The sequence below is a fragment of the Cytobacillus sp. Bva_UNVM-123 genome, assembly GCF_046351715.2.
Classification (GTDB): domain Bacteria; phylum Bacillota; class Bacilli; order Bacillales; family Cytobacillaceae; genus Cytobacillus.
The window spans coordinates 3,248,991-3,273,341 of the sequence record NZ_CM177772.1; the positions used below are offsets into that span (position 1 = coordinate 3,248,991).

The 24,351-nt window shown below is 36.6% G+C and carries 20 protein-coding genes and 1 other annotated feature; of the genes, 5 read left to right on the plus strand and 15 right to left on the minus strand.

What is annotated here, in order from left to right; genetic code table 11:
• Positions 1–200: 200 nt before the first annotated feature.
• From KDN24_RS16725 to KDN24_RS16740, 4 genes are all read right to left on the minus strand, one after another.
• A complete protein-coding gene (locus KDN24_RS16725) occupies positions 201–1,172 on the minus strand; it encodes an ABC transporter substrate-binding protein (protein ID WP_409972491.1) in 972 nt (323 codons plus the stop codon).
• A gap of 99 nt (positions 1,173–1,271) precedes the next feature.
• Positions 1,272–2,828 carry an ABC transporter substrate-binding protein gene (locus KDN24_RS16730; protein WP_409972416.1) on the minus strand — a complete coding sequence of 519 codons (1,557 nt, stop codon included), beginning with the start codon at positions 2,826–2,828 and terminating at the stop codon, positions 1,272–1,274.
• A gap of 193 nt (positions 2,829–3,021) precedes the next feature.
• A complete protein-coding gene (locus KDN24_RS16735) occupies positions 3,022–4,614 on the minus strand; it encodes an AraC family transcriptional regulator (protein ID WP_409972415.1) in 1,593 nt (530 codons plus the stop codon).
• 86 nt (positions 4,615–4,700) lie between these two features.
• Positions 4,701–5,687, minus strand: a complete 987-nt coding sequence (locus KDN24_RS16740; RefSeq protein WP_409972414.1) for an ABC transporter substrate-binding protein — start codon at positions 5,685–5,687, stop codon at positions 4,701–4,703.
• A gap of 300 nt (positions 5,688–5,987) precedes the next feature.
• Here KDN24_RS16740 and KDN24_RS16745 point away from each other — a divergent pair, with 300 nt between their 5' ends.
• Positions 5,988–6,131 (plus strand): hypothetical protein, encoded by a 144-nt coding sequence (locus KDN24_RS16745; protein ID WP_409972413.1) that lies wholly within the window; start codon positions 5,988–5,990, stop codon positions 6,129–6,131.
• A gap of 209 nt (positions 6,132–6,340) precedes the next feature.
• On the opposite strand, the gene KDN24_RS16750 is transcribed toward KDN24_RS16745, so the two are convergent.
• The 5 genes from KDN24_RS16750 to KDN24_RS16770 all read right to left on the minus strand — a co-directional run bounded on the left by KDN24_RS16750 (position 6,341) and on the right by KDN24_RS16770 (position 11,020).
• The gene (locus KDN24_RS16750; protein ID WP_409972412.1) at positions 6,341–7,339 is read right to left on the minus strand and encodes a helix-turn-helix domain-containing protein; all 999 of its coding nucleotides are present in this window, start codon (positions 7,337–7,339) and stop codon (positions 6,341–6,343) included.
• Between the two features lie 91 nt (positions 7,340–7,430).
• Positions 7,431–8,600: an MFS transporter gene (locus tag KDN24_RS16755; protein WP_409972411.1), complete on the minus strand. Its 1,170-nt coding sequence runs from the start codon at positions 8,598–8,600 to the stop codon at positions 7,431–7,433.
• A 169-nt stretch (positions 8,601–8,769) separates the two neighbouring features.
• Positions 8,770–9,030, minus strand: coding sequence for a hypothetical protein (locus KDN24_RS16760; protein WP_409972410.1), 261 nt, complete (start codon positions 9,028–9,030; stop codon positions 8,770–8,772).
• 214 nt (positions 9,031–9,244) lie between these two features.
• Positions 9,245–9,973 carry an SDR family NAD(P)-dependent oxidoreductase gene (locus KDN24_RS16765; protein ID WP_491348491.1) on the minus strand — a complete coding sequence of 243 codons (729 nt, stop codon included), beginning with the start codon at positions 9,971–9,973 and terminating at the stop codon, positions 9,245–9,247.
• An 81-nt stretch (positions 9,974–10,054) separates the two neighbouring features.
• Positions 10,055–11,020 (minus strand): MBL fold metallo-hydrolase, encoded by a 966-nt coding sequence (locus KDN24_RS16770; RefSeq protein WP_409972408.1) that lies wholly within the window; start codon positions 11,018–11,020, stop codon positions 10,055–10,057.
• A gap of 333 nt (positions 11,021–11,353) precedes the next feature.
• On the opposite strand from KDN24_RS16770, the gene tagU reads away from it, so the two are divergent.
• The 3 genes from tagU (at position 11,354) to namA (ending at position 14,883) form a co-directional block, all read left to right on the plus strand.
• The gene (tagU, locus tag KDN24_RS16775) at positions 11,354–12,280 is read left to right on the plus strand and encodes a polyisoprenyl-teichoic acid--peptidoglycan teichoic acid transferase TagU (RefSeq protein ID WP_409972407.1); all 927 of its coding nucleotides are present in this window, start codon (positions 11,354–11,356) and stop codon (positions 12,278–12,280) included.
• A 459-nt stretch (positions 12,281–12,739) separates the two neighbouring features.
• Positions 12,740–13,573, plus strand: a complete 834-nt coding sequence (proC, locus tag KDN24_RS16780) for a pyrroline-5-carboxylate reductase (RefSeq protein WP_409972406.1) — start codon at positions 12,740–12,742, stop codon at positions 13,571–13,573.
• 290 nt (positions 13,574–13,863) lie between these two features.
• The gene (gene namA, locus KDN24_RS16785) at positions 13,864–14,883 is read left to right on the plus strand and encodes an NADPH dehydrogenase NamA (RefSeq protein WP_409972405.1); all 1,020 of its coding nucleotides are present in this window, start codon (positions 13,864–13,866) and stop codon (positions 14,881–14,883) included.
• A 56-nt stretch (positions 14,884–14,939) separates the two neighbouring features.
• Here the strand turns inward: namA and KDN24_RS16790 are convergent, their stop codons facing one another.
• Both KDN24_RS16790 and rnz read right to left on the minus strand, forming a co-directional pair.
• Positions 14,940–16,280, minus strand: coding sequence for a sodium-dependent transporter (locus KDN24_RS16790; RefSeq protein WP_409972404.1), 1,341 nt, complete (start codon positions 16,278–16,280; stop codon positions 14,940–14,942).
• A 219-nt stretch (positions 16,281–16,499) separates the two neighbouring features.
• Positions 16,500–16,716 (minus strand) — a binding site (T-box leader).
• 51 nt (positions 16,717–16,767) lie between these two features.
• Positions 16,768–17,697, minus strand: a complete 930-nt coding sequence (gene rnz / locus KDN24_RS16795) for a ribonuclease Z (RefSeq protein WP_491348086.1) — start codon at positions 17,695–17,697, stop codon at positions 16,768–16,770.
• 239 nt (positions 17,698–17,936) lie between these two features.
• On the opposite strand from rnz, the gene zwf reads away from it, so the two are divergent.
• Positions 17,937–19,406: a glucose-6-phosphate dehydrogenase gene (gene zwf / locus KDN24_RS16800; protein WP_409972490.1), complete on the plus strand. Its 1,470-nt coding sequence runs from the start codon at positions 17,937–17,939 to the stop codon at positions 19,404–19,406.
• A 143-nt stretch (positions 19,407–19,549) separates the two neighbouring features.
• On the opposite strand, the gene gnd is transcribed toward zwf, so the two are convergent.
• The 4 genes from gnd to KDN24_RS16820 form a co-directional block, all read right to left on the minus strand.
• On the minus strand, positions 19,550–20,959 hold the full coding sequence (gnd, locus tag KDN24_RS16805; protein ID WP_409972402.1) for an NADP-dependent phosphogluconate dehydrogenase: 1,410 nt from the start codon (positions 20,957–20,959) through the stop codon (positions 19,550–19,552).
• Between the two features lie 81 nt (positions 20,960–21,040).
• Positions 21,041–22,327, minus strand: coding sequence for a DNA polymerase IV (locus KDN24_RS16810; protein WP_409972401.1), 1,287 nt, complete (start codon positions 22,325–22,327; stop codon positions 21,041–21,043).
• A 180-nt stretch (positions 22,328–22,507) separates the two neighbouring features.
• Positions 22,508–22,984 carry a chemotaxis protein CheW gene (locus KDN24_RS16815; protein ID WP_409972400.1) on the minus strand — a complete coding sequence of 159 codons (477 nt, stop codon included), beginning with the start codon at positions 22,982–22,984 and terminating at the stop codon, positions 22,508–22,510.
• A 166-nt stretch (positions 22,985–23,150) separates the two neighbouring features.
• Positions 23,151–24,269: a tripeptidase T gene (locus KDN24_RS16820; RefSeq protein ID WP_409972399.1), complete on the minus strand. Its 1,119-nt coding sequence runs from the start codon at positions 24,267–24,269 to the stop codon at positions 23,151–23,153.
• Positions 24,270–24,351: the final 82 nt, after the last annotated feature.

Consider the following 24,351-nt stretch of genomic DNA (forward strand, 5'->3'; position numbering starts at 1 on the left):
CCAAAAAACAATTATTGGTCTTCAATAATCATTGAAATGATAATCGTAATCAATAAAACTTGTGCTAAATTGGAAGCTCTCCGGTCCTACCCATTCAGTGATCATTCTAGCTAGTTCCTTAAACTGAAGCTTTAGAGAAATCGGATCTGGGCCGAGCTGAAACACCCGGTTGTTCTTCACCACACCTATAAACAAGAAAGCTATTTTTTATTTTTTTGATTTGTAAGCCAAGAAGTTAATTCGTCAACCTGTGCTAATACCGCTGTCGGATCATAATACCAAGCGCGCTCTTCTGGCCAAACATATAGTCGATTATTTCTCACTGCTGGTAAACTACCCCAAATTGGATCTGATTTAAAATCTTCTACTGTCCGACTGTTAGAAGTCATTATAATATAGTCACCCGCATAGCTAGCCAGCAATTCCTCTGAAAGCTCTGCCCATTGCTTCTCCATCAGTTCATCTGCTATAGCAGCAGGCGGCTTGCGGTTAAGTGCTTGATAAATCGGCTGACCACCACGACCGAAATTATCACCATACACATATGTATTCTTTTCCGTGTACTCCATAATAGAGAAGCTTGCATCTTCTGGAATTGCTGCATCAACCTTTGCTTTCGCATCTGCAATCTTCTGATCATATTGCTCTAACCAAGCCTTTGCTTCCTTCTCCTTACCAAGCAACTGACCGAAATAAGTTAACTCTTCATGAGCATTTTTCAGTTCACCATAGGGGATAACGACTGTAGGTGCAATTTTACTTAATACCTCATAGTTATCTCCATTTCCAGTAATAATAAGATCTGGTCTAAGTGCAAGAATACCTTCAGTAGATGGAGCTCCGTAATCACCTATATCTGATATCCCTGTTAACACATCTTTGAAATAATAATTTTTTAACGTTAGTCCAGGAGCTCCGATCGGAATAGCATCTAAAACAATTAGGCTTCCTATGTATTCCTCGGCCACAATACGCTTCGGTTGTACAGGAATCGCAATCTCTCCATTTACTGTCGTAATCGTTTTGGTGATGCTCGTTTCATCAGTTTCTTCATTTTCTTTAGTTTTCGAGGTACTATTTGCTTCTCCACACGCAGTAAGCATTAGCAATAAAAAAAGAAATAGTACAACACTTAATTTTTTATAGTGATATTGTTGTATAAGCAATTCGATACCCTCCAAATATAACAATTGATAATAATTCTCATTAATTATTGTAAAATGGAGGGCTTAACTTGTCTATGCACTGAAATGATATTCAACTCTTCATTTTTATGATGTTAGTACATTCATTAGTTCTTGAAGCTGTGCCTTCGTGGACAAAGGATCATAGCCAAAAAATTTATGAGATTGGTTAATGATGTAAACTCGATTCTGCCGAACAGCCTCCATACTTTGCCAAGCCTTGGATTGAAACAGATGATGTACCCGTTTTTGGGCTACACTACTCGTAGGAAGTGCTGTGATAAAAATATAGTCGGCTGGATAATCTATAATTGCTTCAATTTCTTTCTCAATAAAGCCACTTTTTTCAATATTATGATTAAGCACCGAGATAGGGCGTTGAAACCCCATATCTTCATACAATATATGACTTCCTCTTCCATAGCTGCTATTAATACAATAAGCCGCTTCTGTACCAATTTCCCATACAATAGCCGTTCCTCTTATGCCTAGTCGTTGATCAAGCCACTCGTTACACATCAATATTCGTTTATCATAATGACTAAACCATTCCTCCACTTGCTCTTTTCTATCGACAATATTTGCAATAAGACGAAATTGTTCTCGCCAGCTAATATGCATAAAAGGAAGTCCAAATACGGGCGCTAATGAAAGTAAAGACTTATTTTCCTTTGCTGTATTGTAGTTAATAATTAAGTCAGGGTGAACGGCAGCGATATTTTGATAGGTAGAAGCTATATTTTGTTCATAGTTGTTTAATTTCTTTACTGGGCTAACTTGCTTTATATCTTCTAACCAAGGTGAGTACACACCCAATTCAGGTGTAATGCCAAGTGCAAGGAGACATGCAGTATGGTTCGTATTGAGTGCAACCACACGCTTTTGCTTATTGTAATAGGCAGTGGGCGAAATTCCCACCAACCGCTTAAATTTCCTACTTAAATAAGTTCCCTCTTTGTAGCCAACTTCATGAGCAAGTTGATCTAATTTTGGCATGTCATATAGCAGTTTTTGCTGTGATTCTCGAATCCGTAGCAATGTAAGATAAGCACTAAATGTATGTCCTGTATGTTTGCGAAAAACCCGTGAAAAATGCTCCGGGCTTACTTGTGCTCGTTCAGCCAAATACTCACGTGTTAAATCTTCATGAAAATGCATATCCAAATAATCCAGTACTCTCTCTATCCAAGATTCATTATGCTGATTGTCTTCCAGTCCGTTATATAGCTCTTCTAGTAGTTCTGCAAATAACTTTTGAAACCGAAATGGATTACTGTTAAAGAATTCTTTAGACATTTTTTCTAACTCTACTGCTAAACTTATAATCCTGTAAGAGCCGTCCAAAAGTAGTTTAGTCTGCTGTAATTGGGACGGCTTGGCACGTTCATTCTTGAAACAACGATATAGAATTAGCGTTCCCCGAAGTCTAACATGTGACAACTCAGATATATTCAATTCTTTTGCATTATGCCAAAGTACAACACATCCACGTGATAACGTGTGTTGCACCCCTTTCAGTGTACATAACCCAGTTCCATCAGATATAACAACAATGCAAGGCAATGAAGACATTTCCTCATGATTATTTATAATTTCCTCTAATTTAGTTACTTGAACGGGATGATAATACGTTTGAGAAAGCAAGATATCACCTTTACTTATATCATTGTTTATTTTCTCTTCCTAAAAATTTCCCCATTGCTAAACTTTCAATTTTTTCTATAGAATCATAAATTATTGACTTCTAAAGTAAGACTATGATTAGGAGACCTTCCTTTTTCAAACAAGACTGAAAGACTTCTTCTAAGAGCTGTTCAATATTAGCAAAGTTTAGCTTTTAAATACATGCTATTTTTTGCGCAAATACGCTCATCACATCATCAATTTTCTTTAAATTTGACAATACCCCATAATTCATCCAGGTGAAAAAATCTACTTCATATACTTGCTTTTTCTTCACAGCTGATAAATCTTGCCACACAGGTTCATTAAATAACGTAATCTGTTCTTGACCTTCACGATCAAGTGTAATGAATAAATGCTCAGCATCAAGCAGCGACAATTCCTCTAATGAAAGCTCAGCTCTCCTTATTTGAGGTGCTAAATGTTTTACACTCATCGGCAACTTTAAGCCGAGATCTTTATATAAGATTGGACCTGTATACCCATAATCAGGACCTGCATACAGAATAATTTTATGTGCAGAAATACGTAAACAAGCGACCGTTTCATCAACATTTTGAAGAAGCTGTTTTGATTCATAGGCTTTTGATTCATATTGCTCAATAATTGTTTCAGCCTGTCTGTCATGCCCAAAAAGATCAGCAATGGTTCGCAATATCATTCTCCATTGCTCCCCGGGATATGGCAGTATGTACGTTGGTGCTAACCGTTCATACTGAGCAATTGAAACCCAACGCTCCATACCGTCCTCAATCATGATGAGATCGGGCTTAAAGCTTGATAATGTCAAATAATCTTTTGCTGCAATATCAACAATTGGTGTTTGCAACAGATTCAAATAATTTTGTTTTCCCCATCCACTATGGAAGCTTTGGGCAACTGGTGTAATGCCAAGTGCTAATAAAAAGTCTTCTAAAAATGGGGCAAACACCTTTATATTTTTTTGATGATTGCGCCGATACTGCCCAGGGGTAATTCCAACAGACTGCTTAAATCTTCGATTAAAATAATATTCATTACTATAGCCAATATTTTCAGCAACCGTATGCAGCTTATTATTAGTCATTATCAATAATTCCTTTGCCTTCTCGATTCGTATTTGATTTAAATATTGGCTTGGTACTTGTCCTGTTTGTTTTTTAAATAGCTTCACATATTGCCGCCTGCTCGTTTTGGTCATTTCTGCCAGTGTATCAACAGTTAAATTTTGTTGATAGTTTTGCTTTAAATATTCGATGGAGTCCTCTAAATCTTTAACAGCATCCCTCTCCAATGTCGACAACTGATTTTGTTTAAAAATAAATAAAAGCAATTCCTGAAGCTTAATATAATTGTGATATTGGATGAGTTCATTTTCTATATCAAATTGTTTGTAAATGGCTTCTACTAGCTCAAGGCAAATAGAATGGGGTGTACAATTTATTTCACCTTTAGATCGAGCTAATGGACTGACTTTCTTACTTTGTCCGTATTCCATTTCCTTTATATTTAGCTGATAAAAACTTATATTCTCCTCATCTTGGATCATAAAGGCTTCATCGCACCCGATAATAAATCCACAGCCCATTTTTAGCGAGTGTACTACATTACCAATAGTAATTTTCCCAGTGCCGCTCTTAATAATGAACATAAGGTAATCACTTTGACATATTATTTCACTGTTATTAATATTCGATTGAATATACCGGATACTTTGTAATTTGTAATGAAATAAATGACTATTCGTTCCTGATTTTATTTTCTGCACAATTCCTCACCTTCAATTGAGAATGATTATCATTATTTTAAAGCAAAAAAGTAAGCTATTCAATAGAAAATAGCTTACTTTTATTTTTATTTCACAAATATTTTTAATAGATCATCAGTTTTCATCATATTCGCCGTAATGGCTCCAGATTGCCAGTATGTCCGATCAACGATATGTACATTTCCTTTCTTCACTGCCGGAACTGATTGCCATATTGAGTTTTCTAAATATTCTACTGATGCTTTGTTCTCTTCTGAATTCCACTCTCCGTTCGATGGGAATAATATAATGTGATCTGCATCCAGTTCCATAAGCACTTCCTCTGATAAAAGCTCATGAAACTCTTTCATATTCGCCGCAAATGGGTGTGGTGTTAAACCAAGCTCATGATAAATATTGCCGATATATCTGTTCTTAACTCCGAATAATGCTAATGTATTGTCACCAATGTTCAAACGAACGACAGCTACTGTTTCATCACCGATTGCTTCATGTAATTTCGCTTTCGCATCAGCTATTTTCTCCTCATATGCTTTCACTACTTCATCTGCTTTTTCTTTTTTCCCTAAAATATCAGCAATTGTTTTTGTTATTTCAATTGGATTGTCCAAAATTTCCTCTGGTAGACGGTAAGTTGGTGCTATTTTAGAAAATTGTTCATACTTAGCTGCATCAGCTGCACCATCGACGATAATTAAATCTGGCTTCTTATCAAGTAAAAATTCAATACTCCCTGTCACATCAAATTCAGGAGCATCAAGTTTAAGATGATCCTGTTTTCCCCAAAGTGGATGATACCACTGAACAACTGGCTCAACTTCTAATGCTTTAAGATAGTCTTCTAAATAAATTGCTGCTACCCTTTGTGGCTTAGTCGGAATTTCTACTTCTCCAAATTCATCTGTAACAATTCTCGAATTACTATCCAATTTCTTTTCTTCCTCTTTTTCAGTCTGCTTTACTTCTTTATCTACATTTTTACTAGCATTATTACTGCAGCCAACTACCCCACCGATAATAATAAGTAGAGCCATTAATAAGCAAATTGCCTTTCTTTTCATTTGTTTACTCATACCATTCACTCCTATAAAATAGTTTTCAATTGTTATTAATTGAAAATGATTATCATTATCTTTATAACAAAACTTATCATATCTTAAAAGATTCAGTAAGCTCAATACATTTTTTTTACTCTTTTTTATACTTTTGAGCTCTCAATATATAAAGTTAGCTGCAATACGAAAATGACAACTTTATGAAAATCATTCAAATAGCTATTGAAAATTGGACTTTCATGATATACTCATATTGTGAAATATTTCACAATATGAGTATGAGTTTACATCATTCCTAAGAATATGGAGGGATTGCTCGTGTTTAACTATATTTATTATGAATTGAGAAACTGGTGGCTTGAAGAAACGATTGATCAGACTGTTGAATTTGAACGATTGGAATCTAAACACACGAGGGTTCATTATAACGAAGACATTTACGAAAGCATTCGAGTACATTAATCTTTTATTGCTTCTAACAGCAGCTCTTCTATTAATGAAGGGCTGCTGTTATGTTCAAGAAAAAGGCTTAGTCATTGACCATAAGAAGTAAGGAAGAACGAAGCGTCCCTTATATAATTCTTCTATCCAAAAAAGCTGGCTATCTAGAATTAAAACTAGCAAGCAGCTTTAATTATTTACAATTTTGATTTAAATGATTTCCACACTTTTCATAGATTATTCCCCTCGGTAAATTGTTGAGAAAACTTCCTTAATACTTCTTTAGGATTCGTGCCGAACTTCCTTTTAAACGCCTCAGCAAAATAACTAGGGTTGGAATAACCGACTGCATTGGCAACCTCTGTTACATTCATTGAACCATCTTGTAATAAATATCTTGCCTTCTCGAGACGCTTTTCACGTAAATAGCCAAATACCGTTGTACCAAACATTTCCTTAAAGCCCTTTTTTAATTTATAATCATTTAATCCAATTAAACGAGACAATTCAATTAATGACGGTGGGTTTATCATATTTTCAATAATAATGGCCTGTGCTTGACGTATTTTTGCCCTATCGCTAATTGAAAATTCTGTTTGATTGATTGGTTGGCTAAGAAAAGTTCGAAAGGTTCTTGCTAAGAGCTGTAAAACTGTACATTCAAGCTCTAAATTAGTCATTTTTTTAGCAGTAATAGCATTCAGCATTTGTTTGAGAATGAGAGTATCTATAGAATTGATTTTTTCCTGAAACAAGCGATAGGATACTCCATTAAGAACATCTTGAAAATTCATGGAGCTCTCTCCGTTGCCTTCTATTTTATTCATATAATGATCAAAGGTTGAGACTGGTATCCCAATGCCAACCATTTGATAAGATTCATTTCTATTAAATAAAAAACTAGCCTCTACTTCTTCAATGAATTGCAACGAGCATGTCCCAGCAGTTATTTCATAGACACAATCGGAAATATGAACACCCCTTGTTCCTTGTAGACAGAAGCTAATCTCTACCATAGGCTTTGTTGTTAACATATCCAGTTTATGTTCTTTATGAAAAGAGTAATCAGAAACGATCACTTCCAAATCTTGACGTGGGCTAAGACGATAAATGGTGCCAGCCTTTTCCTTTGATTGAAAAACCATATATTCCTGTTGTGCTTCCTTTGGCCCCAGTATTTCTAATGCATGATAAAAATGATTAAAATTTTGATGAAAATCAACTTTCATTGAGGTTATCACCATCCTTTAGCTCTTTATTGAGAACGATTATCAATAACTAATCAAAGTATAGCAAACGAATTTACTTTAAGCTATAGAATTATTGCTCCTGCACAATTTCTGCCTTAAGAACTGTTGACAATAGCAGCGTGAAAAAGAAAACGACAGCGCCAAAACCATAAGCCATTTCAAATCCTCCTACGTACTCAATAAGCCAGCCTGCTAACCCCGGTCCTATCATCTGACCAATCGCATAGAAAATAGAAATGAAACCAATTGCAGATGCTACATATTTCGTTGACACCTGCTGGCTAGCCTTCATTTGAATGAGGACAAGAACCCCACCGAGTGAGGAGCCCCATATGATGGAAGAAAGTATAAACCCTCCAATATTTTCTAACGTAATGGGAAGTAAATCTCCGACAACTGATAACAGTAATGCCCCCATCAATGCTTTTTTTACACCGATTTTATCAGCGAGCATTCCCCAAAATGGAGCTCCTCCTATGGAAACAATCCCCGCAATCGCATAAATGGTGCCCGCTGTTGCTGTTGAAATACCGAGTTCCCTCATATAGCTTGTTTGATATAAATTAGGAATAAGGTAAACAAGCCCAACTGCGAAATACATAACTGCAATCATATACAACTCCTTACTTCGCCAAGTAGTTGTTTTTTCCTGTGTAGTATCCTTTTCAGCAACAACTCGTGGTTGTTTTATCACAAAAAATGCTAACAACACAACTATAATTGTCATTATCGCGAAAATTAACCATGCTCCTCGCCAGCCTAGCTCAGGAAATTTCTGCAGCATAAATGGTACGAGTAGACCTGATAATAGCATTCCAATACCTGCACCGCTCATTAACAGTCCCATCACGGTTCCTCGTTTCTTCGGATACAGGCTAACGGCTATGGACAGCAGCGGAGTATAAACAAGCGCACTTCCAGCTCCTGCCAAGAATAATGTGATAGCAGCCCGCCAGAAGCTTGTAACGAATACAAGACCACTCAAGCCTAAAATGACACAGCTCCCTCCAACTAACAGTACATTCTTTGCACCAATACGTATTGTTAGCATTCCTGAAAGCCCTACCGTTAGTAAATAGCCAAGGAAGAGTACTGTTCCTAATAACCCGGACTGTGTTGTAGACAGTGAAAGCCCCTGTTGCATAAAAGGTAAGATAATGCCATATGCCATACGTGCAAACCCTGTCGTTGTTACAATCAATAACATCCCCGTTGTAACAAACATCCAAAAATTTCTCATTTGTCTTCCCTCCTTACTGAGTGTTAGCTAGATTAATTGACATTATTTTTTAGATGAAATCATCCTTCCTTATATCGATAGCCATTATCATTTAAAAACATGGTTAGTTTAATATTCCTCGTATGCTCCTTTCCACCAATTAACGGATATTAATACGGTTATACGGATTTTATTTTCGATCCTTGTATGAAATTTTTTTGATATTGATCTTGGTTCCTTTTCCACTATGTAGTAGTTGAAATCCTGTTAACAAATATTCTGTTCGCTCTAACTGTACTTGAGCACTTCCACGTATTGAGAATAGAAACATACTTGCAGGAATTCGATATTGACTAAGATTTTCACCAGGCATCATTTTTACATGGCGAACGTCAAGAACTTTTACCATTACTTCGTTCCAAAGAAGAATCTGCCCATTATCCAATTTCACTTTTAACCAATTCCTTTCGAATTTCAGCATCATTTCATTGCAATTGATAATTATTCTTAACTAAGTTCTTTGTATAACCTAAAAAAGAAGTCCTTCAGTTAAGACTGATGGACTTCCCTGCACAATCTACATCCCTTTACCGAGAATGATTATCATTATTATAAAGAAAAAAAGTAAGCTATTCAATATAAAAATAGCTTACATCGATTATTCGTTATTTTTTCTCAAATGCCCTTCTTCCGAGACGCTCAAATAAAGAGGGAAAAAGCGCATATACAATACTTCCTGCATTCATCCAGTGAGGCAAATTAATTTCACGAGTAGGTGTCAGCATAGCATCAACTACTTTTTTTGCAACATACTCCGGTTTTAGCATAAATTTTTTCACGTTTTTGACATATGTTCCTTTTTCATCAGCAATGTCAAAGAAATTCGTTTCAATTGGACCTGGATTTACAGCTGTCACATATATATTATACTTGGAAAGCTCCAATCTCAGGCTATTCGTATAACCAAGAACAGCATGCTTTGTTGCTGAATACACACTTGATTTAGGTGTCGCAATTTTTCCAGCTTGAGAGGCAATGTTAATAATATGTCCGTTTTTTTGCTCTTTCATTTTTGGTAATATCATTCTAGTACAAGCCATTAAACCAACAACATTCACAGCAAACATCCCTTTTATCTCATCCATACTCGCCTCAGACGCTTCCTTAAAAATACCAAAACCAGCGTTGTTTATCAGGACGTCAATTTGGTCAAATTCGGTGAGAATCGTCGAAAAAATAGCCTCCACTTCATTTGAATCGGAAACATCGAGTTTATGTACGCTGACCTTCACTTGAAAGCGATTCTCAAGAACTACTTTGAGTTGGTTTAGCTTTTCAAGATTTCGAGCAAGTAAGATAAGATTTCCCCCTCTTTCTGCACAAAAAGTAGCCATTTCCGCGCCAATTCCTCCAGAAGCCCCCGTTATGATAATATTTTTACCAGATAAATCATGTGCCACGGTCTCACCTCATTTTCACAATGTAGCCGTATACAAAAATGCTTCATTCGTCTTATCTACCTTAATTTCCCCTAGCTGCAACAAATAATCAAGCTGAGCGATTGTTTCTGAAATGGTTAGCGAAAGTTCCTTCTTATATACAGCAGGAAATAATCGTTTGCAAATCTCAAAGACAGTAAGTGCCTCCACTTCAAGCCATCTCTTTACTTGCATTGCTCGTTCATGTTGACGAATAAGTCTTCTTTCTATCAGTTCATTAACTTGGTAAATCTCCTCACCATGCCCTGAATAAACATATTGAATCGGAAGTTGTTTCAACTTTTTTAAAGATTCATTATACTGCAGTTGCGGTCTCGGACGTTCTTTTGTTCCATGTAGAGGAGGCTCCAAGAGCGGATTAGGTGAAATATGAGCAAGAAGATGGTCACCGCCGACAAAAACACCGTCCTTTTCCCGAAATAATCCGATATGGCTTTGTGCATGACCTGGCGTTTCAATAACTGTCCAATTTCCTAGGCCAATTGGAGAATCTCCCTCCTTCAATTCCCCAGTAAGAGAACGATTGCATGTGTAGCGCAACGTCTTTTTCAGTGCACTAATGAGGAAAAAATATTGTTCAGGAATACCACATTCATAAAAAAGTTCACGATAAAACTCATCATGTTCAGTTAAAAAAGCCTCTGACCTGCTCAGCCATCTGTCGTTCAATCGATGGCCGTACACCTCTAAATTAGCTGAGAAATAGTCCAATAAGCCTGCATGATCAGGGTGGTGATGTGTGAGCACGACTTGTTCAATATCTTCTACAGATAATTTCAAGTCTTTTAACTGTCTGTTCAATGCATCCCATGCGATATCCGTTTTTGGACCTACATCGATAAGTGTTAGTCTATCACCTTTTACAACATATACATTTACATCACCGACAGGAAAAGGAGTCGGTATGATTAATTTTGCTATACCATCTTTCCACTGCAACATTTTTCAACTCCTCAAAAACATTATATTAATATAAATCGAGCATACTTGATTTAAGAGTTCGTATAACCTATTAATGATACACTAATTGTATATTATCGTATTTCTCTTAAATGAATATGATAAACAAAGTTTACCGTTTTTTCGCTCAATTGTCATTATTTTCACATAATTTTCTCCAAGTAAAATATTGAGTAAAACTTCAATATCTTGAAATATATTCCAAGATACTTATACTTAACATAAAAGCAAAATTAAATTTCTTATACAGTTGTTCTTTTTAAAGAACATGTGTTATCCTATATAAAATATTGATTTGTTATTCATTGGGGGACCATGCAAATGAAAGCAAAAAAGAAGAGAACGATTTGGCTCCGAGCCATATTCATTACTTTACTATTAATTGTTATAAGTACGGCCGTTTACGGGTATACGATTTATAAATCATTAACGACTACAGTGGAGACGATGCATGAACCACTTGAAAGAAAAATATCTGAAAAGAGAGTTGAGGAAATAACTTTAACAAAAAAAGAGCCTTTTTCTGTGCTCATCCTTGGAGTAGATGAGCGTAAAGGAGATCGAGGACGTTCAGATACGATCATTATCTTAACCATTAATCCCGATCAAAACTCGATTAAAATGCTGAGTATTCCACGTGATACACGAACGGAAATAATAGGCTACAATAAAGAAGATAAAATTAATCATGCTTACGCATTCGGCGGAGTCGAAATGGCTATGGCTACAATGGAAAATTTCTTAGATATACCTATTGATTACTATATGAAAATAAACATGGAGGGCTTTAAAGAAATTGTGGATGCAGTCGGTGGAGTTACCGTAAATAATGATCTTGACTTTACTTCAGATGGTACACATTTTCCAAAAGGTGAAATAACTTTAAATGGAGCAAAAGCTCTCACTTTCTCTAGAATGAGATACGAAGATGCTAGAGGAGATTTTGGGCGTCAATTAAGGCAGCGCCAAATTATTCAGGCAATTATTAAAGAAGGAGCTAGTCTTTCGTCTTTGACTAATTACCGTACGATTTTTAGTGCATTAGGTAATAATATAAAAACAAACCTACAGTTTGATGAAATGGTCGATATTCAAAGAAACTATCGAGCAGCAGCCAAACAAATATCCCAAATATCTATCGAGGGAAGCGATAAAAAAATGAATAGTATTTATTATTTTATCGTTTCAGATGGAGAAAAAAAGCGAATTCAAAATGAACTCAAAAGCCATTTAGAGATTTGAAAATGTTTTATTCATAAAAAGATTAGTTTTTCACCTATTTTCAGTTTTTTTTAATAATTCACCCTTGACAAACATACATGTCATCATCCATAATCACAATTAACATTTAACATTGACAAATTGTATGACTGAAAATGCGATGAATAAGGCCAGTAAATAGTTAATGACAAAAGAGAGTGAAGTTCAGCGGCTGAAAGACTTCACCGTCCACTTAACGATTGAACCTACCTTATGAGCGGTTAGGCAAACCTAAACGTGTTTCCGGCGTTAACGGATTTGAGATGCCTTTTTTAGATGAAGAAAAGCTTTGAGACAATGATTGTTACATTGTCTGCCTGTTTTTCAAGATCATAAAAAGGTAATTGAAGGTGGTACCACGAAAAGCATAGTCCTTTCGTCCTTTACGGGATGAGAGGACTTTTTTATTTACATTTATTTAGCTTGAAGGAGGAATCGTCAATGAAAAAAATAGCGGTAATCGGGGCAGGTTCCATGGCAGAAGCTTTAATATCCGGAATAATTAAAGAACAGCTGATTGACTGTAAATCCATCTGGGTTACAAATAAAACAAACCAAACGAAATTATCCGCATTTCAATCAAAGTATGGAGTTACCATAACCTATCAACTTGATGAATTATTTGAAGAGGCAGATATCGTTATTTTAGCTATGAAGCCTAAAGATGCGGCAGACGCAATCACACAGATTAAAGATTTTTTAACGAGTGAAATGCTCATCATCTCCGTATTAGCTGGTGTTTCAATCGAAACAATTGAACTCCTAGCAGAAAAGTCACTTTCGGTTGTACGAGCAATGCCAAACACATCAGCAGCCATCGGAAAATCAGCTACAGCCCTTGCCGTTAATCATAAAGTTTCTGAAAAACAAATATTACTTGCTCATAAAATGTTTACTACTGTTGGGCTCACAATGATGGTCGATGAAAAACAGCTTGATGCGGTCACTGGCTTATCAGGAAGTGGACCTGCCTATATATATTATCTAGCTGAAGCAATGGAAAAAAGCGCTACTGACATTGGACTTGAAAGAGGCCTGGCAAAACAATTAATCATCCAAACATTACTTGGTGCAGCCGAAATGCTCGAAAAATCTACGAAAGAGCCACAGCAGCTCCGTAAGGAAGTGACAAGCCCTGGGGGGACAACTGAGGCTGGCATCAAAATATTAGAAGCCTATAATGTTCAACACGCATTTATTGACTGTATTAAAGAAGCAGCAGCCCAATCAAAGCGGCTTGGTACATCATTTAATGCTGATTTAAAGCTCATTTAAAATTGCATGAGCTAGTGTTTTAAATTTTTTTTTTAAAATTGCTATACTAAAAGGAGGAGATTTTTTTAAATGAAGGCTGTGTTAAACATTGCAGTTGATTTCCGCTGCAGGCATTCGCTTTCCGTGGGCGGTCCGGGAGTCTCCTCGTCGCTGTCGCTCCTGGGGGGTCTCCCTTTGACTCGCACTCCCGCAGGAGTCTCATGCCTTCCGCTACAATCAACAAGATGGAAATATCAACAATAAACTTTAACAAAGCCTAAAAGAAAAATTTAAATAGGAGGCTCTTATTAATGAATTCGAAGCTTTTTTCCCCTTTTACGATTAAAAATACGACATTTAAAAACCGAATTGTCATGGCTCCAATGTGTATGTACTCTTGTGAAAATGAAGATGGCAAGGTCGAAAATTGGCACAAAACCCATTACACAAGTCGGGCTGTCGGACAAGTTGGGCTCATTATTACGGAAGCTACAGCTGTTACCCCTGCTGGGAGAATTTCACCAAAGGATTTAGGCATTTGGAGCGATGAACATATTGAAGGCTTAAAAGAATTGACTTGTTTAATGAAAGAGAATGGAGCACAGCCTGGCATACAACTAGCCCATGCAGGCAGAAAAGCAACGGTTGAAGGAGAAATTTATGCTCCATCTGCAATTCCCTTTAATGAAAAGATGAAAACCCCGAAAGAAATGACAAAGGAAGACATTCAGGAAACGATTAACGCCTTTAAGATCGGAGCAGAACGAGCAAAAAAATCTGGCTTTGAAGTCATTGAAATTCACGGTGCTCACGGTTATTTAATTAACGAGTTTTTGTCACCCCTTACGAATAATCGTACAGATGAGTATGGAGGTACCCAAGAAAATCGCTATCGTTTTCTACGAGAAATTATTGAAGAAATTAAAAAAGTTTGGAGCGGCCCGCTTTTCGTGAGAATTTCGGCAAGCGATTATCATGAGGATGGCTTAACTGTCGAGGATTACGTAGAAATGGGAATATGGATGAAGGAACAAGGAATTGACTTAATCGATGTCAGTTCTGGTGCAGTTGTACCGGCAAACATTCATACGTATCCAGGCTATCAAGTAAAGTTTGCTGAGAAAATCAAAGCGGAAGCCTCAATCTTAACAGGTGCAGTTGGACTTATTACGTCTGGTTTACAAGCTGAAGAAATTCTTCAAAATGGTCGTTCTGATTTCATCTTTATCGCTCGCGAGCTTCTTAGAGATCCTTATTGGCCTCGAACTGCTGCTAAGCAACTTGGTGTCAATATTGAATCACCGAAGCAATATGAGCGCGGTTGGCTGTAACTTTCTAAATCAAACAGAGATGAAGAAGTTGACCATTCATCTCTGTTCTATTTTTTTTACAATCCTTTTAATGAATCAATGAATACGACAATAATTACAATGGGAATTATATAACGAAGAAGAAAAAACCAAATTGAAAAAAGCCAATGAAAACCTTTAGATTGTTGTATTAATTCACTTTTCAAAATATCTTTCTTCATTTTAAAAGAGACAAAAATAGAAATTAAAAGTGCACCACACGGCATAAGGATATTGCTGACAAGAAAATCAGCACTATCGAAAATACTCTTTCCAAAAATAGAAATGTCCGATAAGGTACTAAAAGATAAAGCTGAGGGAATTCCAACGATAAATATCGCTGCCCCTGTAATCCAAGCAACCTTCCTTCTTCCTTTCACATTTTTTGTTGTGAGTGCTGCTACAACAATTTCGAGCATAGAAAATGCGGATGTTAGTGTAGCAAATAAAAATAAAGCTAAAAAAAGCAGTAAAAATACTTTACCGAAAATAATTTGCTCAAAAACTGATGGTAAAACAATAAAAAGTAAACCTGGACCGGCTGTTGGTTGAAAGCCCATTGAAAAGACTGCAGGAAAGATAGCCAAACCTGCCAAAATTGATATGAATAAATTCATCATAACAATTGAAATAGCTGGCTGTACTATGCTCTCTTTTTTTGATAAATAGGAGCTATATGTAACCATGACAGAAACCCCGACACTTAATGAAAAAAATGATTGTCCCATGGCATAAAGAACGCTCTCTGAAGTGAAACTTGAAAAGTCAGGCTTTAAAAAGAAGGTTACACCTTCCATTGCCTGATTTAAAGTAAGGGAGCGAGCGATTAATACGATGAACAATAAAAACAAAGCAGGCATTAATACTTTGCTGACTTGTTCAATTCCACTTTGTACTCCCCTTGCTACAACAACGATCGTTATGATTAGAAAGATAGCTTGAGAAATGATAACTATATTCGGATTGGAAACCGTTTGATTAAAAAATGCTTCAAAGTCCCCACCCTTAAGTCCCGTGAACCCTGTAATACCATAGTATAAATATTGAAAAATCCAGCCACCAATAACACTATAAAAAGATAATAATAGAAAACAAGTGAATACGCCTAGATAGCCAATCCAATGCCAGTTCGAGTTTGGCGATATTTCTTTATATGCTGATATGGCTTCCTTCCCAGTACTTCTTCCAATGACAAATTCTCCAAGTAAAAGTGGAAAACCAATCAAAAGAGAGAAAATTAAAAATAATAAAATAAATGCTCCACCCCCACTCATACCTGTCACATATGGGAGCTTCCATATTGCACCAAGACCAATTGCTGATCCAGCTGATGCCAAAATAAAACCAATTTTTGAAGACCATTGTTCACCTTGTTGCATAACACTTTCCTCCTAATTAATTAGAGCAAATATGCCTCGTTTATTGATGTATGTACTAATTTTTGAACGGGTTAAAAAAGAAACAAGCCATAAGCAAAGATTTTGTAGAATAATTTTGACAAATTTCTATACGTGTATATTGAATTCTCTTAGCGGCCTTGTCTATAGCAATATATTTCTTGCTTTAACCTATTTATATATAAAAAAAGCCACAACTTCAAAAGGGACGTGATCTCTCACGCGGTACCACCCTTTTTGAAAGTTGTGACTTTCCACTCAACATTTATAACGGAAATACCGTCTTTTCCGCCAATCTCTTGCAGAAAAGAAAAGCTCCAAGCCGAAATTCATCTTATCTTTGTATCAGTTCACAGCAACCACTGACTCTCTATTAACAGGGAAATAAGACTTAATAATAACTCTTCATTGCTTTATGAAAATAATATTTACAATTTATATTGAATTATAGTTTGCTCTTCATGGCATGTCAATATGATTTATGTTGAATAGGAATTTCTTTAAAATCTTCTGCAATATTCGTATTCGAAAAAATAATTTGTGCTTCCTTTTCAAGCTTCAACCAATCAGTCCGATCATATCTTGAGCTAATATGTGTTAAACATAGCTCTTTCACTCCAGCTGCTTTTGCAACCTCTGCAGCTTGAGTCGTTGTTGAGTGAAAATATTCATAAGCAAGATTTTCTTCCCCACTTGAAAAAGTCGCCTCATGTATGAGCAAATCTGCATCTTTCGCTAACTTTACTGCGTTCTTACATTTGCGAGTGTCTCCGAGAATTGTTACGATACGTCCTTTCTGGGCAGGCCCAACATAACGACTTGGTTCGATCATACGTCCATCTTCAAGTGTTACCGGCTCGCCGTTTTTTATTTTTTTATAATGAGGACCTGGCTTGATTCCTGCTTCGATAAGTTTATTTACGAGGAGCGTACCTGGCCTGTCTTTTTCTATAATTCGGTAGCCAAATGAAGGAATACCATGTTCCAGCAAATACGCTTCAACTATGAATGTATCATCTTCAAAAATGACTCCTTCCTCAATCTCAATAATTTGTAATTCATATTTAAGATTTGTTTGACTTACAGCCAATGATACATGTACAAAATCTTTCAAGCCTTTTGGTCCATAGACCATTACATCTGATTCTCCCCCTTGGAAGGAGCGGCTTGATAATAAACCTGGAATTCCATAAATGTGATCACCATGAAGATGAGTAATAAAAATTTTCTCTATTCGACGTGGTTTAATCGAAGTATATAAAATTTGATGCTGTGTAGCCTCCCCACAATCGAAAAGCCAAACCGCTCCTCGTTCTTCAAGCAGCTTTAAAGCAATTGAAGTAACATTTCTAAGCTTTGCAGGCACACCAGCTCCTGTACCTAAAAAAAGAACATCCACATGATTACCTCCGTTTCTCTTCAATATTTTCATCATACTACAGGGAAATAGCCGCTACAATCTTCCATCTTCCCAAATACTTTGGATATTAAGAAACTCTTCGAGAAAACTACTTTTAATGATTGAATTCCTGCGAATTTAATTGAATTATGGTATAGTTTTTACGTAACTTAATTCGAATTATTGTGAAAAGAGGTATATTCATCGTGGTACATACTGAAAAACAGAGTGCGTTGATTATGATTTTTGGGGCGACAGGGGATTTGGCGCAACGAAAATTATTTCCTTCCCTCTATAAACTATATAAAAAAAATAAGCTTGCAGAGCGTTTTGCAGTTATCGGGATTGCAAGGAGATCTCTTTCACACGAAGAGTTCCAAGCAAGAGTCATCGACTCCGTACAGTCTGCTATTGAAGGCTGTACGGATCTAGAGCAATTTGCCGCACATTTTCACTATCACTCACATGATGTTACTGATTCAAGATCATATTTATCCTTGAAGGAAATGGCTGCTAAATTAGATAAGCAATGCTCTTTAGATGGGAACCGCATTTTCTACCTAGCGATGGCACCAGAATTCTTCGGTACTATTGCTGAGCATTTAAATTCAGATGGGCTGACTGACGGAGAAGGTTTTAAACGCCTTGTCATTGAAAAACCTTTTGGACATGATTTAGAATCAGCTAAACAACTGAATGAACAAATTCGCAGTGCTTTTTCTGAGGATGAAATCTACCGGATTGATCATTATTTAGGGAAGGAAATGGTCCAAAACATAGAAGTCATTCGGTTTGCTAATGCCATTTTTGAATCGCTTTGGAATAATCGTTATATTTCAAATATACAAGTCACATCAAGTGAAATTCTCGGAGTAGAGGAACGTGGACGTTATTATGAAAAAAGCGGAGCTCTTCGAGACATGGTTCAAAACCACATGCTGCAAATGGTTGCCCTTCTCGCCATGGAGCCTCCTATTCGATTAACGACCGAAGAGATTCGTTCAGAAAAGGTTAAAGTATTAAGAGCCATGCGTCCGTTAGAGGGAGATATGGTAAATGAGTTTTTCGTGCGTGGTCAATATGACAAAGGCTCAATTGATGAAGAACCCGTTCAAGCCTATCGGACAGAACAAATGGTTGATGAGTTATCAAATACCGAAACATTCGTTGCTGGTAAGCTGATGATTGATAACTTCCGCTGGGCTGGTGTTCCAATTTACATTAGAACAGGGAAAAGAATGGAAACGAAATCAACTAAAATTGTAGTTCAATTTAAAGATATTCCGATGAACTTGTATGATCGATCTGAACAGAATGTAAATCCAAATTTACTAGTCATTCATATCCAACCAGATGAAGGAGTTACCTTGTACTTAAATGCAAAAAAAGCTGGACAAAATATGGAGGCTACACCAATAAAATTAAGCTTTGCTAATAAAGGATTTGATGGAATTAATACGCCAGAAGCTTATGAAAAATTATTACATGATTGCTTACTTGGGGATGCTACTAATTTTACGCATTGGGATGAAGTTGCCCTTTCTTGGAGCTTTGTAGATAAAATTTCTGACGTTTGGGAGAATTCACAAGCAAGCAATTTTCCTAACTATGAAGCGGGAACAATGGGCCCAAAAGAAGCAGATGTTTTATTAGAAAAAGACGGTTTCTTCTGGTGGCCGGTATCTGATTTAGACGTAGAAACTTGTTAACGGAAAAGCGCAAGCTAGACACTCATCTAACTTCGAAAATTTTCTTTCTTATCTTTTTAAAACAACGAGAGCATTCGCCAAATTTTTTTCAGCGAATGCTCTCGTTTTTTCGGTTACAATGACCAATGTTCATAAAGCTGGAATTATTCTATCCAATTTGTATGGAATACACCAGGTTTATCGTTTCGACGATATGTGTGCGCACCAAAATAGTCTCGCTGCGCCTGGATTAAATTCGCTGGCAATGTTGCCGTGCGATAACTATCATAATAAGATAAAGCTGCAGAGAAGCATGGAACTGGAATACCGTTTTGAACAGAAATACTAATCATTTCTCGGAGCGCATGCTGATAATTTTCAACGATCTCTTTAAAATAAGGATCAAGAAGCAAATTCTTCAAATTAGCTTCACGGTCATAGGCTTCTTTAATCTTTTGTAAAAATTGTGCTCTTATAATACAGCCGCCTCTGAAAATCATCGCAATATCACCATAACGTAAATCCCAACCATATTCTTCAGATGCCGCTTTCATTTGAGCAAAACCTTGTGCATATGAACAAATTTTACTCATATACAATGCTTTTCGCACAGATTCGATAAAAGCTTTCTTATCGCCACTATATGGCTGTTTTTCCGGTCCACGTAAATGCTGACTAGCATACACACGTTCATCTTTCATGGCTGAGATAAAACGAGCAAAAACAGATTCTGTAATGAGAGGAAGTGGTACACCTAAATCAAGTGCACTTTGACTTGTCCATTTACCTGTTCCTTTTTGTCCTGCTGTATCAAGAATAAGATCTACTAATGGCTTGCCAGTTTCCTCATCTTTTTTCGTAAAAATATTAGCCGTAATTTCAATTAAATAGCTATCAAGCTCTCCCTTATTCCATTCTGCAAACACTTCATTAAGCTCATCCGTATTAAGGTTGAGGACGTTTTTCAGAATAAAATAGGATTCTGCAATTAATTGCATATCTCCATATTCAATCCCATTATGGACCATCTTCACATAATGACCGGCTCCATCAGGACCGATATAAGTTGTGCATGGATCACCTTCCACTTTTGCAGAAATATCTTCAAATATAGGAGCAATTAGCTCATATGCTTCCTTTTGTCCACCTGGCATAAGTGAAGGACCGTTAAGCGCACCTTCTTCGCCTCCAGAGACACCAGTGCCAATAAAGTGAAAGCCTAATTCACTAAGTTCTTTATTGCGGCGTTGCGTATCAGTAAATAACGTATTTCCACCATCAATTAAAATATCACCTTTATCAAGCAGTGGCTTTAATTGCTCAATCATTCCATCTGTAGGAAGACCAGCTTTAACCATTAACATAATTTTGCGAGGTTTTTCTAATGAGTCAACAAACTCTTCAAGAGAAAATGTGCCCGTTATATTTTTCCCTGTCGTTTCCTTCAACATTTCAGTCGTTTTTTCGGGAGAACGGTTGAAAACAGATACAGAATATCCTCTGCTTTCTATATTCATGGCAAGATTTTTGCCCATAACTGCTAAACCAATGACTCCAAACTGTGATTTTGACATCGTTAACTTCCCTTCTATCCTATGTCTTGTTACGACAAATCCATTTTACTTTAACAAGGATTTAATTATTAAGCAAATCGATTATTTCCCTTTTTGCCGCTGTGGATTTGAAAAATCTTGCAGAAAATCTTTATTAAAGCTCGTTTCAGTCCCTATCGATTGCTGCTGCTTTTTTATTACGGGTAATTCCCCAGCATTGTCAATAATTTGCGAACCATATTTTTCACGTAAATTAGACAATACTTGAATAAGTGGTTCTTTTTTTGCTTCTTGCTCATAGCTAAAAAGATCAAGCTGTTTCACTGCTGCATTCTCTTCTATTAAATCCATTCCGGTAACACCTAGCAAGCGGATAGCATTTCCGTTCCAATGCTTCATTAATAATTGCTTCGCCACAATCCATATATCTTGCTCCTTCTGAATCGGATTGTTTAGCTTTTTGCTTCTTGTTATTGTTTTTCGATCTTTATATCGAATCATGATACTTAAGGAAGAGGCGAGCACTTTTTTTCTTTTAAGCCTTACCGCTACTTTTTCAGCAAGATGCTCTAACACTTTAAAAAGCTCCTGCTGATTGGCAATATCTCTTGGCAATGTGGTTGAATTGCCAATGCTTTTAAATTCTGTCGCTGCTTCTGGATCAACGACTCTTTGATCATGTCCATTCGCTCGATCCCTTAATCGCGGACCATTAATGCCGAGAATTCTTTTAAGTTGAATCTCATTTGCTCTAGCTAAATCACCAATTGTTTTTATCTGAAATCCCCGTAATTTCTCTCCTGTTTTTTTTCCGACACCATGCATTTTCTCCACTTCCAACGGCCACAAGACGGAAGATACATCTCTTTTCCGCAAAATTGTAATTCCGAGTGGCTTCTTCATGTCAGATGCCATCTTAGCTAAAAATTTATTTGGCGCTATCCCAATACTGCATGGCAAATCAAGCTGCTGCATAATTTGCTTTTGGATTGTTTCAGCAATTTGAAGTGGGCTTCCAAATTCATAGCTATCTGTAATATCAACATAGCCTTCATCAATAGATACGGGTTCAACGAGAGACGAATATTGATTTAAAATTTCAAACATGCCAATGGAGGCAGCACGATACCGCTCAAAATTCGGTTTTCTCACTATAAGGTGAGGACAAAGTTTCTTTGCTTCCCATAATGGCATCGTTGTTTTCACACCGAGCCGCCTCGCTTCATAGCTGCATGTTACGATAATCCCTCTTCTTTCTTCTGGATTACCAGCAATCGCCAAAGGTTTTCCTTTTAATGATGGATCATATGCCATCTCTACAGAAGCATAAAAACTATTCATATCAACATGTAAAATGACTCTTCCCTTTTTCGGATACATCTGTTTCATGTCGACACATCCTTGAAAAATTTCTAAGTAAATTCACCAAAGCAAACTATTTTTATCAAGTCTATTCAATAAATTGCCGCATACCCTTAGAAATTTATCGAATACCTGTTTGGGTGAATAAAGTCAAAAACACAGAGGTTCAATGTTCAACCCTCTGTGCAAGGTGAAATCTAAATCACATTAAACAGATTCCTTCTGTGATTTCATAAATTCTTGAATCTCCCTAATCCCCTCAAGTGATTGAACTAAAATCGTAGGGTCAATGATTGTGATAACACGGGAATTCAAATTTGCGATCCCGGAAAAATATGTCGTCTTGCTATAGGCTAATAACCCAAGCTGTTTAAGATGTTCAGCAGGAATATCGATAATTTCTTTCGCTTCATTCACAACGACACCAATTAAAAGATCCTTTGTTTGCAAAACAATCATTTTCGCCAATTCTCGATCTGTAACCGCTTGATTGTAAAGAATCATCTCAAAATCAATCACTGGGATAAGCTCTTCCCTTACTTTAACAATCCCATTCACATAATTAGGTAGGTGTGGAATCGGTGTAATTCCTTCAACTTTTTCAATAGACATGACAAATTGGATTGGTATTGCATATTCTTCGTTTCCAACTTGAAAAACGACAACTTTATTTATCTCTTCCAAAGTTAACCCTCCTGCATCCAAGTGGGTAATTATTCCCCTATTTGTATATAATCAATATACCATACTATACCTTTAGGCAACTATATCTTTCGTTTTCAAAAAGAGAACCTGTTTGAAGGTTCTCTCATGCTTTTTTATGAGTGAGCACAGTGCCTTTGAATTGTGCTTAAGCTGTTACTTCCTCAATGATAGCAATAACCATCTCAGCAAGCTTATTTAATTCCTCAATCGGCATACGTTCATTTGTCGTATGAATTTCTTCATAGCCTACAGCAAGGTTTACTGTTGGAATGCCAAATCCAGCAATGACATTGGCGTCACTTCCGCCTCCACTTTGTAAAAGTTCACAACTACGGCCGATTTTAGCTGCAGCTTTTCTAGCTACTTCAACAACATGATCCCCTTCACCAAATTTAAATCCAGGATACATTACTTGAACTTCAACTTCAGCTTTCCCGCCCATTTCTTCAGCTGCACTTTCGAACGCTTCCTTCATTTTGCTTACTTGCTGTTCCATTTTTTCATTAATTAATGAACGAGCTTCAGCTAAAACATCAACACGATCACATACGATATTTGTTTGTGTACCACCTTCAAAACGTCCGATATTTGCCGTTGTTTCCGAATCAATTCTTCCTAATGGCATTCTTGAAATAGCTTTAGCAGCAATTGTAATTGCAGACACACCTTTTTCTGGGGCCACACCAGCATGAGCTGTTTTTCCTAATATCGTTGCTTTTACCTTTGCTTGAGTAGGTGCAGCAACAATAATATTCCCAACTTTGCCATCACTATCAAGCGCATAACCGAACTTTGCAGTTACTAATGAAGAATCAAGAGCTTTTGCTCCAACTAATCCAGACTCCTCACCAACTGTAATAATAAACTGGATCGTTCCATGTGGGATGCCTTGTTCTTTTAATACTTTTATTACTTCTAGCATGACTGCTAATCCTGCTTTATCATCAGCACCTAATATCGTTGTACCATCAGTAATCACATAACCATCTTTTATTGAAGGTTTAATACCTTTACCAGGAACGACAGTATCCATGTGGGAAGTAAAATAAATCGTATCCACTCCATCTTTCGTACCTTGAAGTGTGCAAATTAAGTTGCCAGCTCCATGACCAGTTTCTGCAGTCGTATCATCTTCAAATACGTCTACACCTAAATCAGAAAATTTTTTCTTTAATACTTTCGCAATTTCTGTTTCATATTTAGTTTCTGAATCAATTTGTACAAGCTCTAAAAACTCATTAAGTAACCGTTCTTGATTGATCATTCTTCGTAATCCTCCCTGAATAGTAATTAATATTATTATTTAGACTCTTTTTCGTATATATTGTTGTTTTTGCCTTCAAATT